Here is a 20325-nt window from a genome sequence, read left to right as displayed (position 1 = left end):
ATAATTTCATGGTTTTTTAACAACTTTCCTGTTTTCTTCAATTTGTGGCGGTATTTTTTCAATAACAATTAAACTTTCGATGATTTCTTTTGCAATTGGCACTGCAACCGTTGAACCATAAGCGTATGCCTTTGAAGGTTCGTCAATAACAACGAGGACAACATACTTTGGATTATTAACAGGAAAAGAAGCTACAAAACTACAAACCTTTTTATTAGTATACCTTCCATTAACTGCCTTTTGAGAAGTTCCAGTTTTCCCACCAATTCTGTATCCATCAATTTTCGCTCCTTTTCCACTGCCATTATCAACGACACTTTCCATCCATTTAAGAACAGTTTTTGATACCTCGTTAGAAAAGATTTCTTTTGGAGAATAGTTTTTAAGGTGAGCTTTAAAATTGAAAGTAACATGAGGAATTATTTCACTTCCCCCATTAGCTAGAACAGCGTGAAGTTGAGCTAATTTTAAAGGAGAAATAGAAAAACCCTTTCCAAAAGATGCTACTGCTGGCTCAATTGACTGAGTAACAAATATATTTTTTGACTTTAATTGACCAGCTGTAGATTCAAATAAATCCGTCTCCAAACGTTTATTAATACCTAATTTATTTAACCAATTCCAATAAGTCTTAGACGGCAAATTTTGCATTATTTTTACCATCCCCACATTACTTGAAACTTGTAAAACTTTTGGATAATCAATATAGCCATTTCCTTTTTTATCCCAATTTGAAAGACTCCATCCTCCAACATTAACCTCCCCACTATCTTCAACTAAACCATCTTTTTGGATTGCTTTTTCTTCTAATGCTAAGGCTAGATTTATTGGTTTAAAAGTTGAACCAGGCTCGAATAAATCTTGAGAATACCAACCTCTAAAGACTTCGGAATCATAATCCCAATATTTATTTGGATCATAAGATGGAATTGATGCTAGTGATAAGATCTCTCCGTTATTTACATTCATTACTATTGCGAAGCCTTTCTTTGCGTTCCACTTCACTACATGGTTACTTAAAGCTTTAAAAGTAGCTTTCTGTAATCTTGAATCTATTGTCAAACCTAAACTCTTGTAGTCACTAATAAAATCTCTTGGTCCCGAATTATCCGGGAGAGGTGTTCCATCTCCTCCTTTCTTAATCAAATTACTTTTGTTAAGTACTTTGATTTGATTATCTAAATGCAGCTCTAAACCAGCTGAACCTTTATTCTCATAATTAACAAAACCAATAAGATTTGAATACAAATTACGTTGAGGATAATATCTTTGAGAATATTTAACGAGATCCAAACCACTAATATGAAGGTTTTTGATCTTTTTTGCTTGATTCTCTGTTATTTCATCCAGCAATTCAATTCCTAACATTTTATTTTCAAACTTTGATAGAAGCAATTCATCTTTTACATTTAAAATTGGCGTCAATTTATTAACCACTTCATCAATAGTTCTTACTCTATTAGTTGGATCTCCAGGGAAGTTAAAGTACTTAGGATGAGCCCATAATCTGTATAGAGGTTTATCATAAGCAATTAGTCTATTATTTCTATCTACTATTGATCTTCTCTTATTTAAAGAACTAATCTTGGTGAATTGTATTAATCTCGCTTTTTTTTGTAAGTCAGAGGCACTAAAAACTTGTAAATTTACAAGCCTTCCAAATAGTCCAAAAATCAATAATAAACAACATATATAAGTAACCTTAAACCTTCGAGGTTTGAGAGGTAATAAATGAACAATTTTCTTACTTCTTTTCATTAATATCCTTTTTGATATTTACTATCTTTTAATCCATCTTTAATAAATTTAATTTTTTTATTTAAATAATTATTTTTATTCTGTATAGTTTGCTTATCAAGATAAATTAAATCTTTTGGAGTTGTTTTTTTTAAAGTATTAAGGGACTCAATTTTATTAATATAAAATTCTTCAGTCTTAGAAATATAGTCAATAAGATTATTATTATTTGCTCTTGTTTTTAATAATTTTTTATAAATGCTTGTCCATTTCCTTTGACTATTAAAAGAAATAAAAGATAAAATAAAAATCAAAATTAATAAAGATATATTTACGCTATCAAATATTCTATGAATAAATTTTAAATTAAAAAATTTTATTTTTTTTGAAGTAATTTTATCAGCATCATAAAGTTTTTTTTTTAAAGAATTTTCATTCTTATTTATATTCATCTCTTAGAATTAATAGAAATATAAAAAGTGTTATAAATCAAATAAACATTTTTTTAATTTATTCGCAAGCAATATAGCTAAATCTTTATGTTCTCAACAGAAACAAATTCAAAAAGGTCATCCCATTCCATAAAGAATGCATAATCACAGAAGAGGATAATCTTCCTGATATAAATCTAGTAGTTCCCAGCCCTATACCCAAGGTAAACAATGGGATCATTTCACCGATACTCAAATGAGCCAGAGCAAAAATAAAAGCAGAAATTGTAATGCCTAAAATTATTCCAAATTCTCTTGATAAAATTGGTAGTAAAACTCCTCTAAAAATAACCTCCTCAAATATTGGAGCTAAAAATGTAGTTGTTAAAAATAAAAGTACAAATGAAACATAATTATTACTATTTAAAACGATCTCAAGTAAAGGATTACTCCCATTTTGATTATCAACTAAAAGATTCATAATTAATGACACCAGCAAAACAAAAGGAATTATCATTAAAAACCCCTTAAATCCCTGAAAAAAAGAATCTTTTATCGGTAAGAAATTGAATTGAAAATAATCTTTTTTAAAAATAATTTTTTTTTCAAAAGATTTTATTTGATAATAAATTATCAATAGTGGGGGTATTGCCATAAATAGATAGCCAAAAAATATTTTTAATGATTGTGTCAATTCGATTGATAAATTAGAGGCCACTAATTCAACTAAAGTGATTGAAAATAATGGCGAAATAACTTCTCCTAAAACGACAAATCCTCCTGATATCAACAAAACCATATCTAACAAATCTAAATCTAGGGGTTTAAATTCTTTCCATTCAATTTTTCTTGAAGCTAAAACACTCCATAATGTCCTTAGAACTAGTAAAGAGCCAAGGACTATTGTTAAAAGAGGTAATAATCTAATAGCTATTATTTTTAAAAACATTTTTTTTGAAAGTGTATCTGTTATTAATTGACTCTCATCAAAAGAAAATCTTTTGCTCAACAAATGGTATAGAAATCTATCATCTTTAAATAGCTCTAATAAATTATCATTAGGCTTATATGAATTATCTAGATTACTTTTACTTAAATTTTCTACTACCAATTTATAATTTTTATTATCAAATGTATTAGGGTACTCTTTTTTAATATTTATCTCATTGTTCGTGTAAGAAATTAGCCAAATCAATTGATTCCTTTCTGTTAATTGATCAAAAGAAATCTCAGAAAGAGAATTATTAATATCCTCAATTGGATCATTAATAATAAGAAGGTTTCTTAAATTAATTGGTATTGCAGGTAAAGCTAATTCCGTAATTTCTTTTTCTTTTTGACTAATATCAAAGCTTACTGATGGTCGACTGAGACTATCTCGAAGCCCTTGTTGCCACACAAAAAAAGTTATGATTAGAGAAATAAAAGCTATAAATAGTTTTGTCTTAGAAATATTCTTATTCATGTAATTAATAATAAAATATAAAACCTAATTTAGTTTTCATTGAAATTTCTAATAATCATATACCTATTTTTATCACGCCATGAGATGATAAAAATACTATAATTTAAAATTTATATAATGAGCATTAGATTAATTTTAGTTAGGCATGGGCTTAGCAGTTTTAATGAAAAAGGCTTAGTTCAAGGTAGGACAGATGATTCATATTTAACCGATAAAGGCTACGAACAGGCACTTAAATCTGGAGAGGCATTATCAGGGATTAATTTTGACAAGATATATTCTTCCCCACTTGTAAGAGCAGCAGAGACTGCAAAGACAATTCAGAAAAACTTAAAAGGAGAAAATAATATTATTTACGATAAAAATTTATTAGAGGTTGATCTTGGTTCATGGTCTGGTTTAACTATTAATGAAATAAGAAAAAAGTATCCAGAAGACTATCTTCTTTGGAAAAATGATCCTGAAAATTTGACTTTAGAGAGTATTCATAATTCAACGTATCAACCAATTAAAGAATTATATGAGCAGGCAAATGAATTTATTAAAAGTATTTTTAAAATCTATTTAGAAAAACAAGAAGCAAATATTTTAATAATTGGTCATAATGCAATCCTAAGATGTTTAATTTTATTATTAATTGGAAAACCTAAAAAAGGTTTTAGAAAAATAAAGTTAGATAATGCCTCTTTTTCCATCCTTAATATTGTGAAGCAAAGACATTCATATAAAACACAAATTGAATGTTTAAACCAAACTTCTCATCTAGATAAAAGAATTCCTGATCAGATTGGAGACTCAAGAATATTTTTAATTAGGCATGGTGAAACCAACTGGAATAAAGAGGGTCGATTTCAAGGACAAATAAATATTCCTTTAAATAATAATGGGAAAGATCAGGCGGGAAAGGCCTCTAAATATTTAGAAGAAATTAACTTCAACAAAGCTTTTTCAAGTTCAATGGATAGACCATATGAAACAGCACAAATAATTCTTCAAAACAAGTCAGATTTAGAAATAAAAAAGATTGAAAATTTAGTAGAAATAAGCCATGGATTATGGGAAGGCAAATTAGAAAATGAAATTAAGCAACAATGGCCAGAATTACTTAAAAATTGGCATGAAAAACCTGAAGAAGTGCTAATGCCCGAGGGTGAGAGTATTAAAGAAGTATCTGAAAGATCAGTTAAGGCTTGGGAAGAAATATGTTTAGCTCAAAAGAATAAAGATTTGACCTTGTTAGTCGCACATGATGCAGTAAATAAAACCCTTATTTGTAATTTATTAGGAATTGATTTTTCTAATATCTGGATGATAAAGCAAGGTAATGGAGGTATAACTGTTATTGATCTTTTTAAGGATCCTCAAAAAGATAATGTAATTAGTGCTTTGAATATTACTACACATCTTGGTGGGATACTGGACTCAACAGCATCCGGGGCTCTTTAAAAATGGGGAAAAGCTTTTTTTTTGAAAATATAAATATTTTGATGGGCTCCAATGCGACAGTTATCAAAGATAATTTATTAATTATCGATGGCAAAATAGAAGCATTTGGTAATAAGGCTAAAGAGGATGCGTTAAAAAAGAATATTAAAATTTCTAAATCTGGTAATAAAATATTGGCTCCAATGCTTGTAGATAGTCACTCATTTTTAGAAGATCCCTTAACAGGAGTTGATGATAACCTAGAAAATTTAAAGTTTAGAGCAAAGAAATCAGGTTTTGGTACAATCGCCTTTCTTCCAAATAGTAATAACTGGAGAGATAATCCTGAAAAAATACCCTTTCAGAAAAATTATGATTTTGATTTAAATATTTATTTTTGGGGAAGTTTAAGTTTGGAAGATCAAGGCAAAAAACTATCTCCCCATTGTGAACTTTTGAAATCAGGTTCAATAGGTCTCTCTACTAGCAACTTTTTTGACAACTCAATCATTTTTAAAGGTCTTTCTTTAGACGCAGTGAAGAAATCACCAATATTATTTTCGTTAACAAAAAAAAATTCACTACAGAAAGGAATTATAAATAAGGACATAAAAACACTCCAATCAGGTTTTTATATTATTGACAATAATAATGAGATTGCAGAAGTTAGAAATATTTTAGGAATCAAGAATATTTTCCCAGATAAAAATATAGTAATTAAAAATATCTCAGATTCAAATTCTCTTAAAGAAATAGAAAAACATGCTATTCCAATTTCAACAACAATAAGTTGGTGGAGCTTAATAGCCGATACAAATAATCTCGAGTTTGATGATCTTGGGTGGAAAGTAGATCCCCCTTTGGGCTCTCAGGAAAATAGAGAATTTTTAATAAAAGGTTTAGAAAATGATTTAATTCAAGCAATTGCAGTGAACTCAAAGGCATTAAGCGATGAAGATATATTTATACCCATAAATGATAGACCCGCAGGGATAAGCTCTTTTGAATTAGTTTTACCATTATTGTGGAAAGAATTTGTAGTCAAACGAGATTGGCCAATCCCAATGCTTTGGAAATATTTAAGTTTTAATCCCTCTAATTTATTAGGAATAATGCAAGAGAAATTATCTATCGGCAGTAAAAGATGGCTTATATTTGACCCTGATACAAAATGGATAAATAATCAAATCAATTTAGGTTATGATTCCCCTTCAAATTTTCCCAAGAAAAATAAATTAATCAAAGGGAAAGTGATTCATGTAGGGCTTGATTTTTAAAAAGCCCAAAATTCTTTAAAGGCCAAAACCTAAAATACGCTTTTCCAATTATTTCTTTTTTATGAAGAAATTTACCTCCAGGCCAATATCTTCCATCCCAGCTATTTGATCTATTGTCACCTAAAACCAAAAAATGATCCTTCGGTACTTTCAAACTTTTAAATTCTCCGCAATTATTAAAAAAGGATTCTGAACAAAAATTAATAACATATGGCTCAAAAATCTTTTTATTATTAACTATCACTTCGCCTTTAATATTGACACTAACTAATTCTCCGGGCAATGCTACTACTCTTTTTATATAAGCATCACAAGCCTGATCTCTTAATCCAGGGATGAATGACATTGGAGGAAAACCCATAAAAAAACAATAGCTTTTGTTTGGTAATGGATTAGATCTTGATGCAACAAGTTTTTCATCAAAAGAGAAAGGGGATTTAAAAACAATAATATCTCCTCTTTGAGGTGATGAATTTTTTAAGGAGATTTTTTCAATAATTAATCTATCGTTTATTTGTAATTCAGGAAGCATTGAACCAGAGGGAATGTAACGAGGTTCTGCTAAAAAAGATCTGCAAGAAGAGACAAAAAAAGCTAAGAGAATTAATGGACCCCACTCAAGAAGTATATTTTTAAAAGAGAAATTCATAAAATTTACAAAAACATAAAATTAAATATCTATTTGAGGTTTGCGATATATTCAGACTCATTGAATCCAAGTATTAATTTACTTTCATTAATAATTAAGAATGGTCTTTTGATTAATTTTCCATCATTTGACAATAGTTCAATAATTTTTTTTTGGGTTAAGTCAAGAATATCAATACCGATTGACTTATAACTCTTACCTCTTGTATTAAATATCTTCTTAATGTCTAATGAAAATTGTATTAATGCCATTTCCAAAAATTTTTTTGAAGGTTGTTCTTTAACGATATCTATTAATTGATAATTAATATTATTTTGATCAAGCCACTTAGATGCTTTTCTACATGTAGAGCATTTTGGATAGCTATAAAAAATTACTCTTTTCAATTTATTTAACAATTGATGATTTTTTTAAAACTTTAAAGGATTTCTTTTTTTTTGGTGTACATTTTCTTAAAAGTTCTTCAACTACTTCAAAATCTCTCCAACCATCTATTTGAACCGTCCTTCCATCTAAACCTTTGCTTGTTCTAAAAAATTCTGCAACATCTTCTAATTGATTAGGTGCTATTTGATTAATGCTAATTATATTTTCTTGCCTAGGATTAGATATAGGAACACATAAAAGTTTCCCATCATATTTCCCACAGTCATGCATATCTAAAACACCTATAGGTCTTGCTTTTATTAGACAACCTGCGAATGTTGGCTCATCCATAATTACCATTGCGTCTAGTGGAGATCCATCATCAGCGAGGGTATTTGGGACAAAGCCATAGTCAAATGGGTAGCGTACTGAAGAATGCAAAATCCTATCAAGTTCCATAATTCCAGCTTGAGAACAATATTCATATTTATTCCTGCTACCAGCTGGTATTTCAACAACTAAATTAACTATGCCCTTCATTGGAGATGGAGGTATCAAACTAAGATCCATCTTTTTTAATTAAGTGAAAAGAAGTAATCTCATTTCCTTGAGATAAAGGTCTACCAAGCAAAATACAAATTGAGGGCAATAATATTGTCAGGGAGGCAATTATAATCCCAAGAAACGAAATTGATAAACTCCTAATACTTAAGGGGTCATCATCATCTCTTTCCAATTCACTTGAAATAGTAATAAGAGAAGATTTTTCGCTTAAATTACTTTTGACAAACCGCTTTGAATTTGTGTATCTCAAGAGATTTACTTGTTAAAAGTTGAGTAATAAACTTAACAGAATAATCTTACAATCAAAAAGTACATAAATCAAAATATAGTTTAAAGTTAATTTTTTTCTAGCAAAGATCTAATACTTTTTAATTCTTCAAGGATTTGAGAAAGAGTATTTTGTGCAGCTGAAGATGGAGAATTAAAAACTTCGACAGTAACTTCTTTAATTCTTAAAATATCCTTAGCAAATCTTGCAATTTCATTAGGGTGGAAACGTAATGGCTCTTTCTGATCAGTTCTATATTCAGGATTTAATTTTCTCGGGTTAAAGCTAGGATTTAAATTTCTTAGATCTGTATTTGTGTACCTGTAAACAGAAGCTCTTGATCGGTTAAGGAATTTCTGAACTTCATCAATACCAACTAATTCTTCTGAACTAGAAATATTAGAATCTATATTTTCCATAACTTTATTAAAAATGTCATTCAGGTTAATGAATTTACTTAAAAATTTTAAGTTTTATTATTGCAGAAACTAGCAGAAAGGATAAATCTAAACTACCTGCCTTCAGGGACTCAAGACACTTTAAATATTTTTTACACCTGAATTGATAAAATTGATTAAATTTATAAGTTTCTTTTATGCGCGTCACTACCTCATTTCCTCTGGGGACCCTTCGCGACACTCCTTCTGAAGCAGAAATTATTTCTCATCAATTACTTTTAAAAGGTGGTTATATTCGCAGAGTTAATAGTGGCATCTATGCATACATGCCAATAATGCTTAGAGTAATCGAAAAAATATCTACCATTATTGAAAAGGAACTTAATAATATTTATTGTTCGAAATTACTTTTACCCCAACTCCACCCAGCAGAATTATGGAAAAAAAGTGAAAGATGGGAAGGTTACACTGCGGGAGAAGGCATAATGTTTAATTTAAAGGATAGACAAGGAAAAGAATTTGGCTTGGCACCTACACATGAAGAAGTCATTACAAGTATTGCATCAGAAATGATAAATTCATATAAACAGCTGCCTTTATGTTTTTACCAAATACAAACAAAATTTAGAGATGAAATAAGACCTAGATTTGGATTAATGAGGAGTAGGGAATTTATAATGAAGGATGCTTATTCTTTTCACTCTTCAAAAGAAGATTTAGCTTCTTTTTACGAAAAAATGGAAAAAGCTTATGAAAATATTTTTAAAAATTGTGGATTAGATACAGTAGGGGTGGATGCCGATAGTGGAGCAATTGGAGGAGCAGCATCTAAAGAGTTTATGGTAACAGCAGATGCCGGGGAGGATTCTATTTTATTTACTGAGAGTGGGTCATATGCGGCCAATATTGAAAAAGCGGTTTCTTTACCCTCCAAAGAGATTCCTTTAATAAGGTCCCATGAAGAATGGATAGAAACCCCTAATCAAAAATCGATTGTTGATATTTGTCAAAATAATAATTTAGATGCAAGTCAAATAATTAAAGTCGTTATATTCCTTGCAAAATTTGAAGATAAATCTGAAGTCCCAATCCTCGCATGTATTAGAGGAGATCAAAATATTAATGAAGTCAAGCTTTTTAATTTGATAAACAAAAAATATATTTCAAACTTGATTCACCTAAAAATAGTCGATGACAATGCCATTATTAATAAAAATCTAATTAATTTTCCATTAGGTTTTATTGGGCCAGACATAAATGATGAAACAATAAAAATTAATTCCAGTTGGGATAAAAGTTGGATAAGAATCGCTGACTACTCCGCCAGTAGTCTTTCAATTTTTGTGAGTGGTGGTAATAAAGTTGATTTTCACAAAGTATTCCGTGCGTTTTCATTTATTGAGAAAAAGTTTTTAATATCAGATATAAGGAATGCAAAAAAAGGAGATTGCATCAGCCAGGAAAGTAATGAAGAATTAAAAGAAAAAAGAGGTATCGAAATTGGACATATTTTTCAATTAGGCCAAAAATACAGTGAGAAATTAAATGCAAAGTTTTCTGATAAGAATGGTCAATTGAAAAATTTATGGATGGGTTGTTATGGAATAGGCGTAACGAGGATAGCCCAGGCAGCAATTGAACAGAATCATGATGAAAATGGTATTTCTTGGCCAATTCAAATTTCTCCGTTTGAGATTTTAATTATTCCAACTAATTTGAAAGATCCCATTCAAAAAGAACTTACTCAAGAGATTTATGAAGAGTTTATAAGCAACCAAATCGATGTTCTCCTTGACGACAGAGATGATAGAGCAGGAGTCAAATTTAAAGATGCAGATTTAATTGGAATTCCTTTTCAAATAATTATTGGCAGAGACTCAATTAATAAAGAAGTAGAATTCTTCTCTAGATCAAGCAAAAGTAAAATTAAAATAGCATCTAAAAATTTATTAGAGAAATTTATTTCCGAATCAAAAGTAATGTACAATAAAAATTCTTAAAGCTAAAATTTATTAGGAGTTAAGTTATGTTAGTTAAAAAGATGACTGAATTATTTTCTAGATTTTTTGTAAAAGCGATATCTTTTGCTATTTGTATATCTGTTTTTTTTACATTATTTAATTCTCCATCATATGCAGCAAAGACTTCTATGACAGGTGATTATGCAAAAGACACAATATCAGTTGTTAAAACCCTACAAATTGCCGTTGAAACTCCAAAAGATTCTCCTGATAAGGATAAGGTTAGAGATGAATCACTTGCCCTAATAACTGATTATATTTCTAGATACAGAAACAGAGGTATGGTTAATAAAACTCAATCATTTACTACAATGCAGACAGCATTAAATGCCATGGCAGGTCATTACAAAAACTTTGCAACTAGGCCTCTACCAGATAAGCTTAAAGAGCGTTTAACTAAAGAATTCACTCTTGCCGAAAAAATGGTTCTAAGAGAAAGTTAATACAAATGATTTACTTTTTTAAAGTTATTCAATAATTTTGAATATATTATATATTCGTACAAAAATAATGCTCTTCTAAAATTGGCTAATGTTGTTGTAATCGGAGCCCAATGGGGTGACGAAGGAAAAGGTAAAATAACCGATTTATTAAGTCGTTCGGCAGATGTTGTTGTTCGTTATCAAGGTGGTGTAAATGCAGGACATACTATAGTTGTCGATGATAAGGTTTTAAAATTACATTTAATTCCATCCGGAATACTTTATAGAGAAACAATTTGCCTAATTGGATCGGGAACAGTTGTAGACCCAAAGATATTACTAAAAGAAATAGATATGTTGATTGATAATGGAATAGATATATCAGGATTAAAAATTTCATCAACCTCACATGTCACCATGCCCTATCATCGTTTATTAGATGAAGCTATGGAAGCTGATAGAGGTTCCAATAAAATTGGAACAACAGGGAGAGGGATTGGCCCAACATATGCTGATAAATCACAAAGAAATGGGATAAGGATAAGAGATTTGCTTAATGAAGATAGATTAAGAGATGTGATTGAGATCCCTCTTAAAGAAAAGAATGGACTTCTAGAAAAAATATATGGCATTGCTCCCCTTAATAAAGATGAAATAATTGAAGAATATCTTGATTATGGACAAAGACTATCAAAGCATGTAGTTGACTGTACAAGAACTATTCATGCTGCTGCAAAAAATAAAAAAAATATTCTTTTTGAAGGGGCACAGGGTACATTACTTGACTTGGATCATGGAACATATCCCTATGTGACTTCATCAAATCCGATATCAGGAGGTGCTTGTATTGGTGCTGGAGTTGGGCCAACTTTAATAGATAGGGTGATAGGAGTAGCGAAAGCATACACTACGAGAGTTGGAGAGGGGCCATTCCCAACAGAATTACAAGGAAGTATTAACGATCAACTTTGTGATAGAGGGAGTGAATTTGGGACCACAACTGGAAGAAGAAGAAGATGTGGTTGGTTTGATGGAATTATTGGCAAATACGCTGTTTATGTAAATGGTCTTGATTGTTTGGCAGTAACAAAATTAGATGTGCTAGATGAGTTAGATGAAATTCAAGTCTGTATTGCATATGAATTAGATGGTAAAGAAATAGATTATTTCCCCACAAATTCTGATGACCTAAAAAAATGTAAACCAATTTTTAAAAAATTAAAAGGATGGCAATGCTCGACTGCTAATTGCAGAAAACTATCTGATCTCCCTGAAAATGCTATGAATTACCTCAGATTTCTTGCTGAATTAATGGAAGTGCCAATTGCGATTGTTTCATTAGGCGCAAACAGAGATCAAACTATAGTAATTGAAGACCCAATCCATGGTCCTAAAAGAGCTCTTCTAAGATAATCAAGAAATCTGATCTCAATGATAGAAAAAAATAACCTTTTTGATCTAAAAAAAGATATAGACCTTATTGGATTAGGAAATGCAATAGTTGATATTATTGTTAATGTGGATGATGAATTTTTAGAGATAAATACCCTTAAAAAGGGATCTATGAATCTTATCAACTCTAATGAATCTGAAGCTTTATTAAAAAATTGCACAGTAATTAAAAAAATATCAGGGGGGTCGTCTGCTAATACTGTCGTATGCTTGGCTGAATTAGATAATAATGTTCAATTTATTGGAAGAGTAAAGAATGACAATTTTGGAAATTTCTTCTCTACTGATATTAAAAGAAGTAATACTATTTTTAACACGCCGCCTATAGATAAAGGGCCCTCAAGTGCACATTCAATAATTTTTATAACTCCAGATGCGCAAAGAACAATGTGCACATATTTGGGTGCTTCAATTGAATTTGAACCTAAAGATGTAAATTATAAGTTAATAGCAAATAGCAAATATTTATACTTGGAAGGATACTTATGGGATAGTGATTTAGCCAAAAATGCCTTTCTTCAAGCTGCAAAGCTTGCCAAAGAATCCGATACAAAAATAATACTTTCATTATCGGACTCTTTTTGTGTAGATAGGCATCGAGAAAGTTTCTTAGAATTAATTGAAAACTACATTGATATAGTTTTTTGTAACGAATCAGAAGTTTTGAGTCTATTTCAAGAAAATGATTTACAAAGATGCCAAGAATCTATTTCTTCAATATGTGAATTAGTAATAATCACTTTAGGAAGTAAAGGTTCTTTAGTTGTCAATAAAGACAAGTCTGAAGAAATAAAACCAAAACTATTAGGAAAAATTATTGATACAACCGGCGCGGGAGATCTTTATGCTGGTGGATTTATTCATGGACTAATTAATAATTATTCTTTAAAAAAGTGCGGAGAAATAGGCTCAATATGCGCTGGTCAAATAATTACTCAGTTAGGTTCTAGATCTAATATTAATCTTCAAAATTTATTACGGAAACACTTGATTTGAACAAGATTTATTTACCCAATTAGAATATTTTTTTTCAGAATTAAACTTTTTATAAATAATTTGAGGAAGATCATAAGATATCTGCTTTTGTAAGAAAACTACCAAAGCATGATTCAATTGTGGTTTACTTTTTATTATAATTTCCACCTCATTAACCTCCTCAATTTTCCCTTTCCACTCATAAATGGATTTAATCTCTTTTAATGAGACACACGCTGCAAGTTTTTTTTTGAGTAATAATTTAGCTATTTTCTTAGCTGCTTTTTTATTTAATTCAGTTGCTACCAAAAGTAAAACTTTCTTCATCCTAAAGTGTTGTTTTTACCAGTTAATTGATTTATCAACTTATCATAATCAAAAAATATAAGCGAGTTTCTAAATTTTAGGTTTGGCCTTTTTACTAAAAATAACTTCATATCACTTTTATAAACAATTTCCTCCCAATTCATTTGTGCATAACTTCCAGAATCTCTGCAAAGTATATAATCTATCTTCCAATGATCACATAGTTTTTTTTCTAAAATAATTCCTTTGTTTTTACTAGGTTCAAGTATTGCTATGTTTGAATTTTTTATACATGAGGCAAAAGCTGTGGATATGCTTTCATATGTTGGGATTACTCTTGTAAATACATTTGCACCACATTTTAAATAATAACTTGCCGTCTCATTTAGTAGTCTAGATCCTATTGCTAAAAGAATATTTTTATTTACTAAAACTTCCTTGTTTATATTTTTTAGACCCAATATATAATTAAAGTTTTTAAATGGTTTTATTTCCGATTTCCTCTCAAAAGCCAAGAGAGGCTTTTTGATTTTTTTACATGCTTCATCTAGATTTTGAGAAATAATTAAAGCAAATGGATGAGTTGCATCTATTACATAATTAATTTTATTTTTTTCAATAAAGTTGATGATTTCACTTGAATCATTTAATTTTCCTGTAATGATGTGTAACTTTGAATTTTCAACGTAAGATTTACTTGCTTTATGCGTGACAACACTTACAAATACTACATAATTAAGTTTTAATAGTTTGTTAACTATGACTGGTCCATCTGAAGTTCCTGAAAGGATCCAAACATTTTCGTGGCAATTTTCTGAATTGTGCATCAAGATATTTGTAATTAAATAGAAAGTTAATGAATCATTGTTTAATTCAAGCCGTAATAAATAGCGCTCCTCAGATGAGATATACCAAAGAGAATAAAACACCCATTGCTGAAATGACCGTTAATTTCAAAGGATTACGCGATGAAGATCCATTTAGAGAATTAAAAGTTTTAGGTTGGGGTACTATTGCACAAGAAATGGTGGGAGAATTAAAAGAAGGTCAAAACATAGTTATTGAGGGACGTCTTAGAATGAACTCAGTAACCAGAAAAGATGGCACCAAGGAAAAGCAGCCTGAACTGACAGCTTCTAGAATTCATAATATAAGTCCTGGTGTACAAATAACATCAGAGAAAAAAGAAACTAACATTTCTCATAGCAACAATAGCAATTCTTCTGAAGAAAAATCGGGGAATACTGAAAATTCACAATGGAATACCTCTCCTTTAGTCCCTGAAGTTGACGAAATACCCTTTTAAAATCAAGTCTCAATATTTGATTCTTGAACACGTATAATGAGTTTGCTTATTTTTCTTTCAAGATCAGCCAGTTCACTCCTAATCTCTGACCATTTACCTTTATCAAGATTCTCTAACAACCAAGCTCTATCTTGATCAAGTCTTAAAATTAAATCTTCTTGATTTGTAGAATTATGATCTTGCATAATATAAAATAACTTTTCTAATAAAACAAAATGAAGAAATACCTATCTCCTGCAAATATAATAACAGTCGCAGGAGGTGTTTTGGCTTTTATTGGGATGACAGCTTATTTTACTGAGTCAGTAAATCTAAGCGTGCCTACTTTTTTTTATGGAGTCCCTATTTTACTAATTGGACTTGGTTTGAAAACTTCTGAAATACCTCCAGTTAAATTAGTAAATAGAAATGATTTTAAGAAAAATAAATTTAATAGACCCAAAGAATTAACCGAATTAGTTAGAGATGTAACCAGATGGAGGTATGGAATAAAAGCGCATCTTGAATCTTCATTAGAGGCCTTAAATTTATGGAATGAAGATAATCCTCCACAACTTAAAGAGATTGAAGAAATTACAAAAGAAGAAAAGAATGGTTTTAAGATGCATTTTGAAATCAATGATGTCCCCTTTGAACAATGGATTGATAAACAAGAGAGATTAAACAGGTTTTTCGTCAAAGGTCTTGAATCAGAATTTATTATCAACGATAATGAAAAGGAATTCGATTTGATTTTCTTTTATTAAGTATTCTTTTCATGATGGACGATTCCCTAAGAGTATCAATATTAAGCGAGGCACTTCCATACATACAAAGGTTTTCAGGTAGAAAAATTGTTGTTAAGTATGGCGGTTCTATTATGGAAGATGAAAAATTAAAAGAAGCTTTCTTCAGAGATATTGCTCTATTATCAAGTGTTGGTGTATGCCCTGTCGTTATACATGGTGGTGGTCCCGAAATCAATCGTTGGCTAAACAAATTGGAAATATCACCAAAATTTGAAAATGGGTTAAGAGTTACCGATGAGAAAACAATGGAAATAGTTGAGATGGTGCTTATGGGAAGAGTAAATAAACAGATTGTTAGGGGGATCAATAAAACAGGTTCATTAGCTGTAGGAATTTCAGGACTCGATGGAAACTTAATTCAGTCAAGAGAATTAGGAGATGGAAGTCATGGATTAGTTGGAGAGGTCACACAAATCAACCCTGAGTTATTAGACCCTCTTATTGCGAAAGGATATATTCCTGTTATTTCAAGTATTGGATCTACAGCAGATGGCATTTCTCATAACATCAATGCTGATTTCGTAGCAGGCGAAGTTGCTGCTGCAATAAATGCAGAAAAACTTATTCTTTTAACTGATACTCCAGGGATACTAAAAGAGGGAGATAACCCAAATAGTCTCGTAAAACAAATCAATCTAAAAGACGCCAGAAAATTTATTGAAAAAAATATTGTTTCTAATGGCATGCTACCAAAAACGGAATGTTGTATTAGAGCCCTGGCTCAAGGAGTAAAAGCTGCCCATATAATTGATGGAAGGATTGAACATTCATTACTTCTAGAAATTTTCACAAATTCAGGTATTGGAACAATGATTAATGCTTGAGAATGGATTCATACAAGCAAATTGTTGAAAAGGCAGAGTTAGCTCTTATTAAAGGTGAATATAATTTCTGTATTGAATATTTATACCCAATAATCGAATCTTACCCTCCCTCTAGTAAAGAAGGTGCAAATTTACGAACCATACTAATTACAGCCCTATCGGGCATTAATAAAAAGGAAGAGGCAAAAATATTTTGCAAAGAACTTTTAAAATCTCTTGATTATAAAGTGCGAGAAAATGCAAAGTATTTAATGGAAATTATCGATTCTCCTGAAATTAAAAAACCTGAGAATTGGAATATTACTTTTGAAAGTAATCCTGCCTTAGACAAAACATCTCTTTCCTCTCTAAAACCTAATAATCATAAGAAGGAAAAAAAGTTTATAGATACATCAAATATTCCAACTGGTCAAACAAAGCCATTTCAGAAAGGATTTATATTTATCATTTCTTTATTATTATTATTACTAATTCCACTCTTAAGCGGGTGCGTTAAAGTTGAAGATACTCTCGATATTAGTGAGATTGACGCAATAAATAATAATTTCGAAATTGAAAGCAAATATATTAAAAAATTTCCTTGGCAAATAAATTTCGAACAAAAAATCAAAGAAATTTTTCCTGATGGAGAAATATCAACAGGAGAACTAGATTTTTCATTTAAAAATAAAAATCTAAGTATGGAAACTGCTCAAGAAACTCTTTACAAAATACAAAAAATAGCAAGTGAAGTGTTTGGAGAGTCAACTGATCTAAAAATTGACAGTATTGAAAATAATTTTTTCTTTTTAAAAAAATATAATTTCAGAATAGATTTTGATCTTCAAAATCTTTTATATGGGGAAGATTTAGAACTAACTCTCAATATTGTTAACCCAAACAAAGTAAGAGTTAAAGATCTAGAAAATTCTAATGTAGAAGTATCTAAGAATTTTATAAAGTGGCAAATAATCCCTGGAGAATTAAATAGCCTGGAGTTCTCATTTTGGAATTGGAACAAATTATTATTAGGATTTTTACTTATTTTATTGTTAATGTCTATTGCTTATTTTTTAAGGTTTTATAGATACCAAATAGGATCTAACTTCCCAGAACTTCCATCTAATTAGCTATAACTCTACTGGATTCAGATCAATTGATAAAAACACATTTTTTGGAATTTTTTGCCAAAGATCAGACCTATCAGGAAGAGGGAATTCCGAATTCTCTGGGCCATGTATTAATATTTGCCACCTAAATTTATTACCAACCTTTGCAATTAAACTTGGAGCAGGACCAATTACTGTCCACTTATTATCTTTACAAAAACTTATCATATATTTCGCTAGCTTGGTCGCAGTTATTTCAGTAAGTTCGAAGTTTTTCCCAGAAATCTTTAAAAGGCATACTTTACAAAAAGGAAAAAGTTTTGCATCTTTTCTTAATTTAGAGCTTTCATGTAAAAATCCCTCGTAATTTCTATTTTTGAGATAGGAAAGCACAGGATGACTTGGTTTATACGTTTGAAAGATAACCTTTCCTGATTTTTTAGCTCTACCTGCTCTGCCGGCTAATTGTAGAAATAATTGTAATGATTTTTCTTCAGCTGAAATATCTGGGCGATGAAGTAATCCATCTGCGGCAATAACCACAGAAAGAGTAACATTAGGAATATCAATACCTTTCGCTAACATTTGGGTCCCTACAAGGATATCTGCATTTCCATTAGAAAACTTTGAAAGAATATTTCTATGACCATCTTTGCCTGAGGTGGTATCTCTATCAAAACGAAGTAACCTCAGTTCAGGAAATTCATTATTCAAGAATTCAATAACCCTTTGAGTACCAATACCAAAAGGCTTAAAGGCCTTTGATTCACAATCTGGACAAGTATTGATAACTTTTGCTTTATGATCACACCAGTGACAGCTAAGCCACTTTTTACCTTTTGAGCCTGCATGAACAGATAAAGGTACATCACAATTAGGGCAATTTATAATAAATCCACAATTTCTACAGCTTAGAAAACCGTTATACCCCCTTCTAGGAATCAAAACTATTGCTTGTTCCTGATTCTCTTTAAGCTGAGAAATTAATTCTAATAATTCGCCACAAAAGATTTTTGTATTACCCTTTTTAAATTCACAACGCATATCAACAACTTTGATTTCCGGTATTTCAGTACGAGATATTCTTTCTTTCATTCTCAGCATCTTAAACTTTTTTTCAAAAACAACTCTTTTCCAAGTTGTCATTGATGGAGTTGCACTTCCAAAAATTAGCTTTGCTGGATTTCTTTTTACTCTTTCAAGAGCGACATCCCTCGCATCGTAACAAGGCATTGGGCTGTCTTGCTTATATGAAACGTCATGTTCTTCATCCATAATTATTAAGCCTAAATTCTGTATAGGAAGGAATACTGCGGACCTTGTCCCAATAACAATAAGAGGTTCATCTTCATCTATTATCTTTTTCCAAACTAAAGTTCTATGCCTCGAAGAACAATTACTGTGATATTCAAAAACCTCATTTTGAAATCTTTTACTGAATCTATCAATAAGTTGAGGAATTAAGCCAATTTCTGGAGCCAGCATTAGACAGCTCTTTTTATTAAGTAGTTGATCTTCAGCCATTCTCATATAAATTTCTGTTTTTCCTGAACCTGTTTCTCCCCATAGCAAACAGACATCTCCGGGTCGCATCTCTTGCATTTCCCCATATATTTTTTTTTGTTCCTGAGTAAGATTTGGTCTTTTTAATTTAATACAATCATTTTTAAAAGAACTTAATTTGGTACTAACTATTTTTTTTCTTTTAGCCTTTATTAGTAGTTTTTTATTCACCATTGAATTTATAATTGTGGAATTAAAACCAAACCTTAATAATTCGCTTTGCCATTTCCCTTTAAGACGCAATATATTTATTAATGAAAGTTCTCTTTTTGTTAAGTCATCATTATTAAATTCTAAATCTATTTGAGATTCGATCCATATTTGATATTTAAAATTTTGAGATAATTTTTTATGTTTACCAATCCATCCAGGGGGGAAAGCTGTTTTAAACATTTTCAAACTAGTTACCCGATAAAATAAAGCTAGATCCTCCAACCATTCTCTCCACCAATCTTGAATCACTTTTTTTTGGACAATACTTTGTATAGATAAATATTCAAAATTAGATTCTTCATCAAAATCTTTTTTATTTTTATCTGTCTTTAAAAAAGGACTTTTAGAAATCGTTAGCCCATTCAAGAGTCTTCCCTTAAGTCTTACTGAAACAATATCTCCAATTTCTACTCCGAGATTATCACCATCTAAATAAGAAAAAGCGTTGGTATGACTACCTATATCAAGCAAGACATCAAACTTATAAAGGGTATTTGATAAATTATTACTTGCCGGCATCAAAACTTTTTCTTAGTATTGGATTGTTGAACATTACACAAAGTGCTTTTGCATATTTTAAGTATTCAGTTTTTAAGGGAGACATGAAGCTTTGATCATTGAATTAAAATTCAAAAATTGATCTGCCAGTCTGAGAAATCCTAAGACTTTTTACTTTAGGTAATCTATAACACTATTTAAATTTTTCAACAATTAAAAAAAAACTTTATCTAAACACAATTTTTGTGAGTTAGTTCTTCTAATCTTTAAGGCAAACTTTTACTACTAA

The 20325-nt window shown here is 30.3% G+C and carries 22 protein-coding genes; 10 read left to right on the top strand and 12 right to left on the bottom strand.

The features are described 5' to 3' along the window. Positions 1–6: 6 nt before the first annotated feature. The 3 genes from TX50_RS02780 to TX50_RS02770 all read right to left on the bottom strand — a co-directional run bounded on the left by TX50_RS02780 (position 7) and on the right by TX50_RS02770 (position 3633). Entirely contained in the window at positions 7–1758 is a 1752-nt protein-coding gene (locus tag TX50_RS02780) for a peptidoglycan D,D-transpeptidase FtsI family protein (RefSeq protein ID WP_011132153.1), read from the bottom strand. Continuing rightward, positions 1758–2189, bottom strand: coding sequence for a hypothetical protein (locus tag TX50_RS02775; protein ID WP_011132152.1), 432 nt, complete (start codon positions 2187–2189; stop codon positions 1758–1760). The genes TX50_RS02780 and TX50_RS02775 overlap by 1 nt, the downstream gene beginning before the upstream one ends. An 85-nt stretch (positions 2190–2274) precedes the next feature. Then, positions 2275–3633, bottom strand: coding sequence for a CPBP family intramembrane glutamic endopeptidase (locus tag TX50_RS02770; RefSeq protein ID WP_011132151.1), 1359 nt, complete (start codon positions 3631–3633; stop codon positions 2275–2277). Between the two features lie 117 nt (positions 3634–3750). Between TX50_RS02770 and TX50_RS02765 the strand changes: the two genes are divergently transcribed. After that, a complete protein-coding gene (locus TX50_RS02765) occupies positions 3751–5079 on the top strand; it encodes a histidine phosphatase family protein (RefSeq protein WP_011132150.1) in 1329 nt (442 codons plus the stop codon). A 2-nt stretch (positions 5080–5081) separates the two neighbouring features. After that, on the top strand, positions 5082–6335 hold the full coding sequence (locus TX50_RS02760) for a dihydroorotase (RefSeq protein ID WP_011132149.1): 1254 nt from the start codon (positions 5082–5084) through the stop codon (positions 6333–6335). On the opposite strand, the gene lepB is transcribed toward TX50_RS02760, so the two are convergent. From lepB to TX50_RS02735, 5 genes are all read right to left on the bottom strand, one after another. Beyond that, positions 6298–6984, bottom strand: a complete 687-nt coding sequence (gene lepB / locus TX50_RS02755) for a signal peptidase I (RefSeq protein ID WP_011132148.1) — start codon at positions 6982–6984, stop codon at positions 6298–6300. The genes TX50_RS02760 and lepB overlap by 38 nt on opposite strands. Before the next feature lie 29 nt (positions 6985–7013). Further along, positions 7014–7370 carry an arsenate reductase family protein gene (locus TX50_RS02750; protein ID WP_036930971.1) on the bottom strand — a complete coding sequence of 119 codons (357 nt, stop codon included), beginning with the start codon at positions 7368–7370 and terminating at the stop codon, positions 7014–7016. A gap of 1 nt (position 7371) precedes the next feature. Next, entirely contained in the window at positions 7372–7920 is a 549-nt protein-coding gene (locus tag TX50_RS02745; RefSeq protein WP_011132146.1) for an inorganic diphosphatase, read from the bottom strand. Then, positions 7910–8164 (bottom strand): hypothetical protein, encoded by a 255-nt coding sequence (locus TX50_RS02740; RefSeq protein WP_011132145.1) that lies wholly within the window; start codon positions 8162–8164, stop codon positions 7910–7912. Before TX50_RS02740 ends, TX50_RS02745 begins: the two co-directional genes overlap by 11 nt. Before the next feature lie 86 nt (positions 8165–8250). Beyond that, the gene (locus TX50_RS02735; RefSeq protein ID WP_011132144.1) at positions 8251–8601 is read right to left on the bottom strand and encodes a hypothetical protein; all 351 of its coding nucleotides are present in this window, start codon (positions 8599–8601) and stop codon (positions 8251–8253) included. 176 nt (positions 8602–8777) lie between these two features. Here TX50_RS02735 and TX50_RS02730 point away from each other — a divergent pair, with 176 nt between their 5' ends. The 4 genes from TX50_RS02730 (at position 8778) to TX50_RS02715 (ending at position 13471) form a co-directional block, all read left to right on the top strand. Beyond that, positions 8778–10580 carry a proline--tRNA ligase gene (locus TX50_RS02730; protein WP_011132143.1) on the top strand — a complete coding sequence of 601 codons (1803 nt, stop codon included), beginning with the start codon at positions 8778–8780 and terminating at the stop codon, positions 10578–10580. Between the two features lie 26 nt (positions 10581–10606). After that, a complete protein-coding gene (psb27, locus tag TX50_RS02725; protein ID WP_011132142.1) occupies positions 10607–11044 on the top strand; it encodes a photosystem II protein Psb27 in 438 nt (145 codons plus the stop codon). An 81-nt stretch (positions 11045–11125) separates the two neighbouring features. Then, positions 11126–12436 carry an adenylosuccinate synthase gene (locus tag TX50_RS02720; protein WP_011132141.1) on the top strand — a complete coding sequence of 437 codons (1311 nt, stop codon included), beginning with the start codon at positions 11126–11128 and terminating at the stop codon, positions 12434–12436. A gap of 18 nt (positions 12437–12454) precedes the next feature. Beyond that, positions 12455–13471, top strand: a complete 1017-nt coding sequence (locus tag TX50_RS02715; protein ID WP_011132140.1) for an adenosine kinase — start codon at positions 12455–12457, stop codon at positions 13469–13471. Here TX50_RS02715 and cutA read toward each other — a convergent pair. Both cutA and TX50_RS02705 read right to left on the bottom strand, forming a co-directional pair. Next, positions 13451–13777, bottom strand: a complete 327-nt coding sequence (gene cutA, locus TX50_RS02710) for a divalent cation tolerance protein CutA (RefSeq protein WP_011132139.1) — start codon at positions 13775–13777, stop codon at positions 13451–13453. The genes TX50_RS02715 and cutA overlap by 21 nt on opposite strands. Beyond that, positions 13774–14583, bottom strand: a complete 810-nt coding sequence (locus tag TX50_RS02705; RefSeq protein WP_011132138.1) for a precorrin-6A/cobalt-precorrin-6A reductase — start codon at positions 14581–14583, stop codon at positions 13774–13776. The genes cutA and TX50_RS02705 overlap by 4 nt, the downstream gene beginning before the upstream one ends. A gap of 29 nt (positions 14584–14612) precedes the next feature. Between TX50_RS02705 and TX50_RS02700 the strand changes: the two genes are divergently transcribed. After that, complete coding sequence (locus TX50_RS02700; RefSeq protein WP_011132137.1) at positions 14613–15062, top strand: single-stranded DNA-binding protein; 450 nt, start codon at positions 14613–14615, stop codon at positions 15060–15062. A 2-nt stretch (positions 15063–15064) separates the two neighbouring features. Here the strand turns inward: TX50_RS02700 and TX50_RS02695 are convergent, their stop codons facing one another. Beyond that, entirely contained in the window at positions 15065–15247 is a 183-nt protein-coding gene (locus TX50_RS02695; protein ID WP_011132136.1) for a hypothetical protein, read from the bottom strand. A gap of 30 nt (positions 15248–15277) precedes the next feature. Between TX50_RS02695 and TX50_RS02690 the strand changes: the two genes are divergently transcribed. From TX50_RS02690 to TX50_RS02680, 3 genes are read left to right on the top strand one after another with little or no spacing between them, the layout of a single operon-like run. Further along, complete coding sequence (locus TX50_RS02690; RefSeq protein ID WP_011132135.1) at positions 15278–15808, top strand: DUF2854 domain-containing protein; 531 nt, start codon at positions 15278–15280, stop codon at positions 15806–15808. A 14-nt stretch (positions 15809–15822) separates the two neighbouring features. Continuing rightward, the gene (gene argB, locus TX50_RS02685) at positions 15823–16674 is read left to right on the top strand and encodes an acetylglutamate kinase (protein WP_036930895.1); all 852 of its coding nucleotides are present in this window, start codon (positions 15823–15825) and stop codon (positions 16672–16674) included. A gap of 2 nt (positions 16675–16676) precedes the next feature. Further along, positions 16677–17783, top strand: a complete 1107-nt coding sequence (locus tag TX50_RS02680; RefSeq protein WP_011132133.1) for a DUF3153 domain-containing protein — start codon at positions 16677–16679, stop codon at positions 17781–17783. Here the strand turns inward: TX50_RS02680 and priA are convergent, their stop codons facing one another. Then, the gene (priA, locus tag TX50_RS02675; protein ID WP_011132132.1) at positions 17784–20060 is read right to left on the bottom strand and encodes a replication restart helicase PriA; all 2277 of its coding nucleotides are present in this window, start codon (positions 20058–20060) and stop codon (positions 17784–17786) included. Positions 20061–20325: the final 265 nt, after the last annotated feature.

The sequence above is a fragment of the Prochlorococcus marinus subsp. pastoris str. CCMP1986 genome, from assembly GCF_000011465.1.
GTDB lineage: Bacteria > Cyanobacteriota > Cyanobacteriia > PCC-6307 > Cyanobiaceae > Prochlorococcus_A > Prochlorococcus_A pastoris.
The sequence above is the reverse complement of the archived record's forward strand: the minus strand, read 5'-3'. Positions and strand labels throughout refer to the sequence as shown.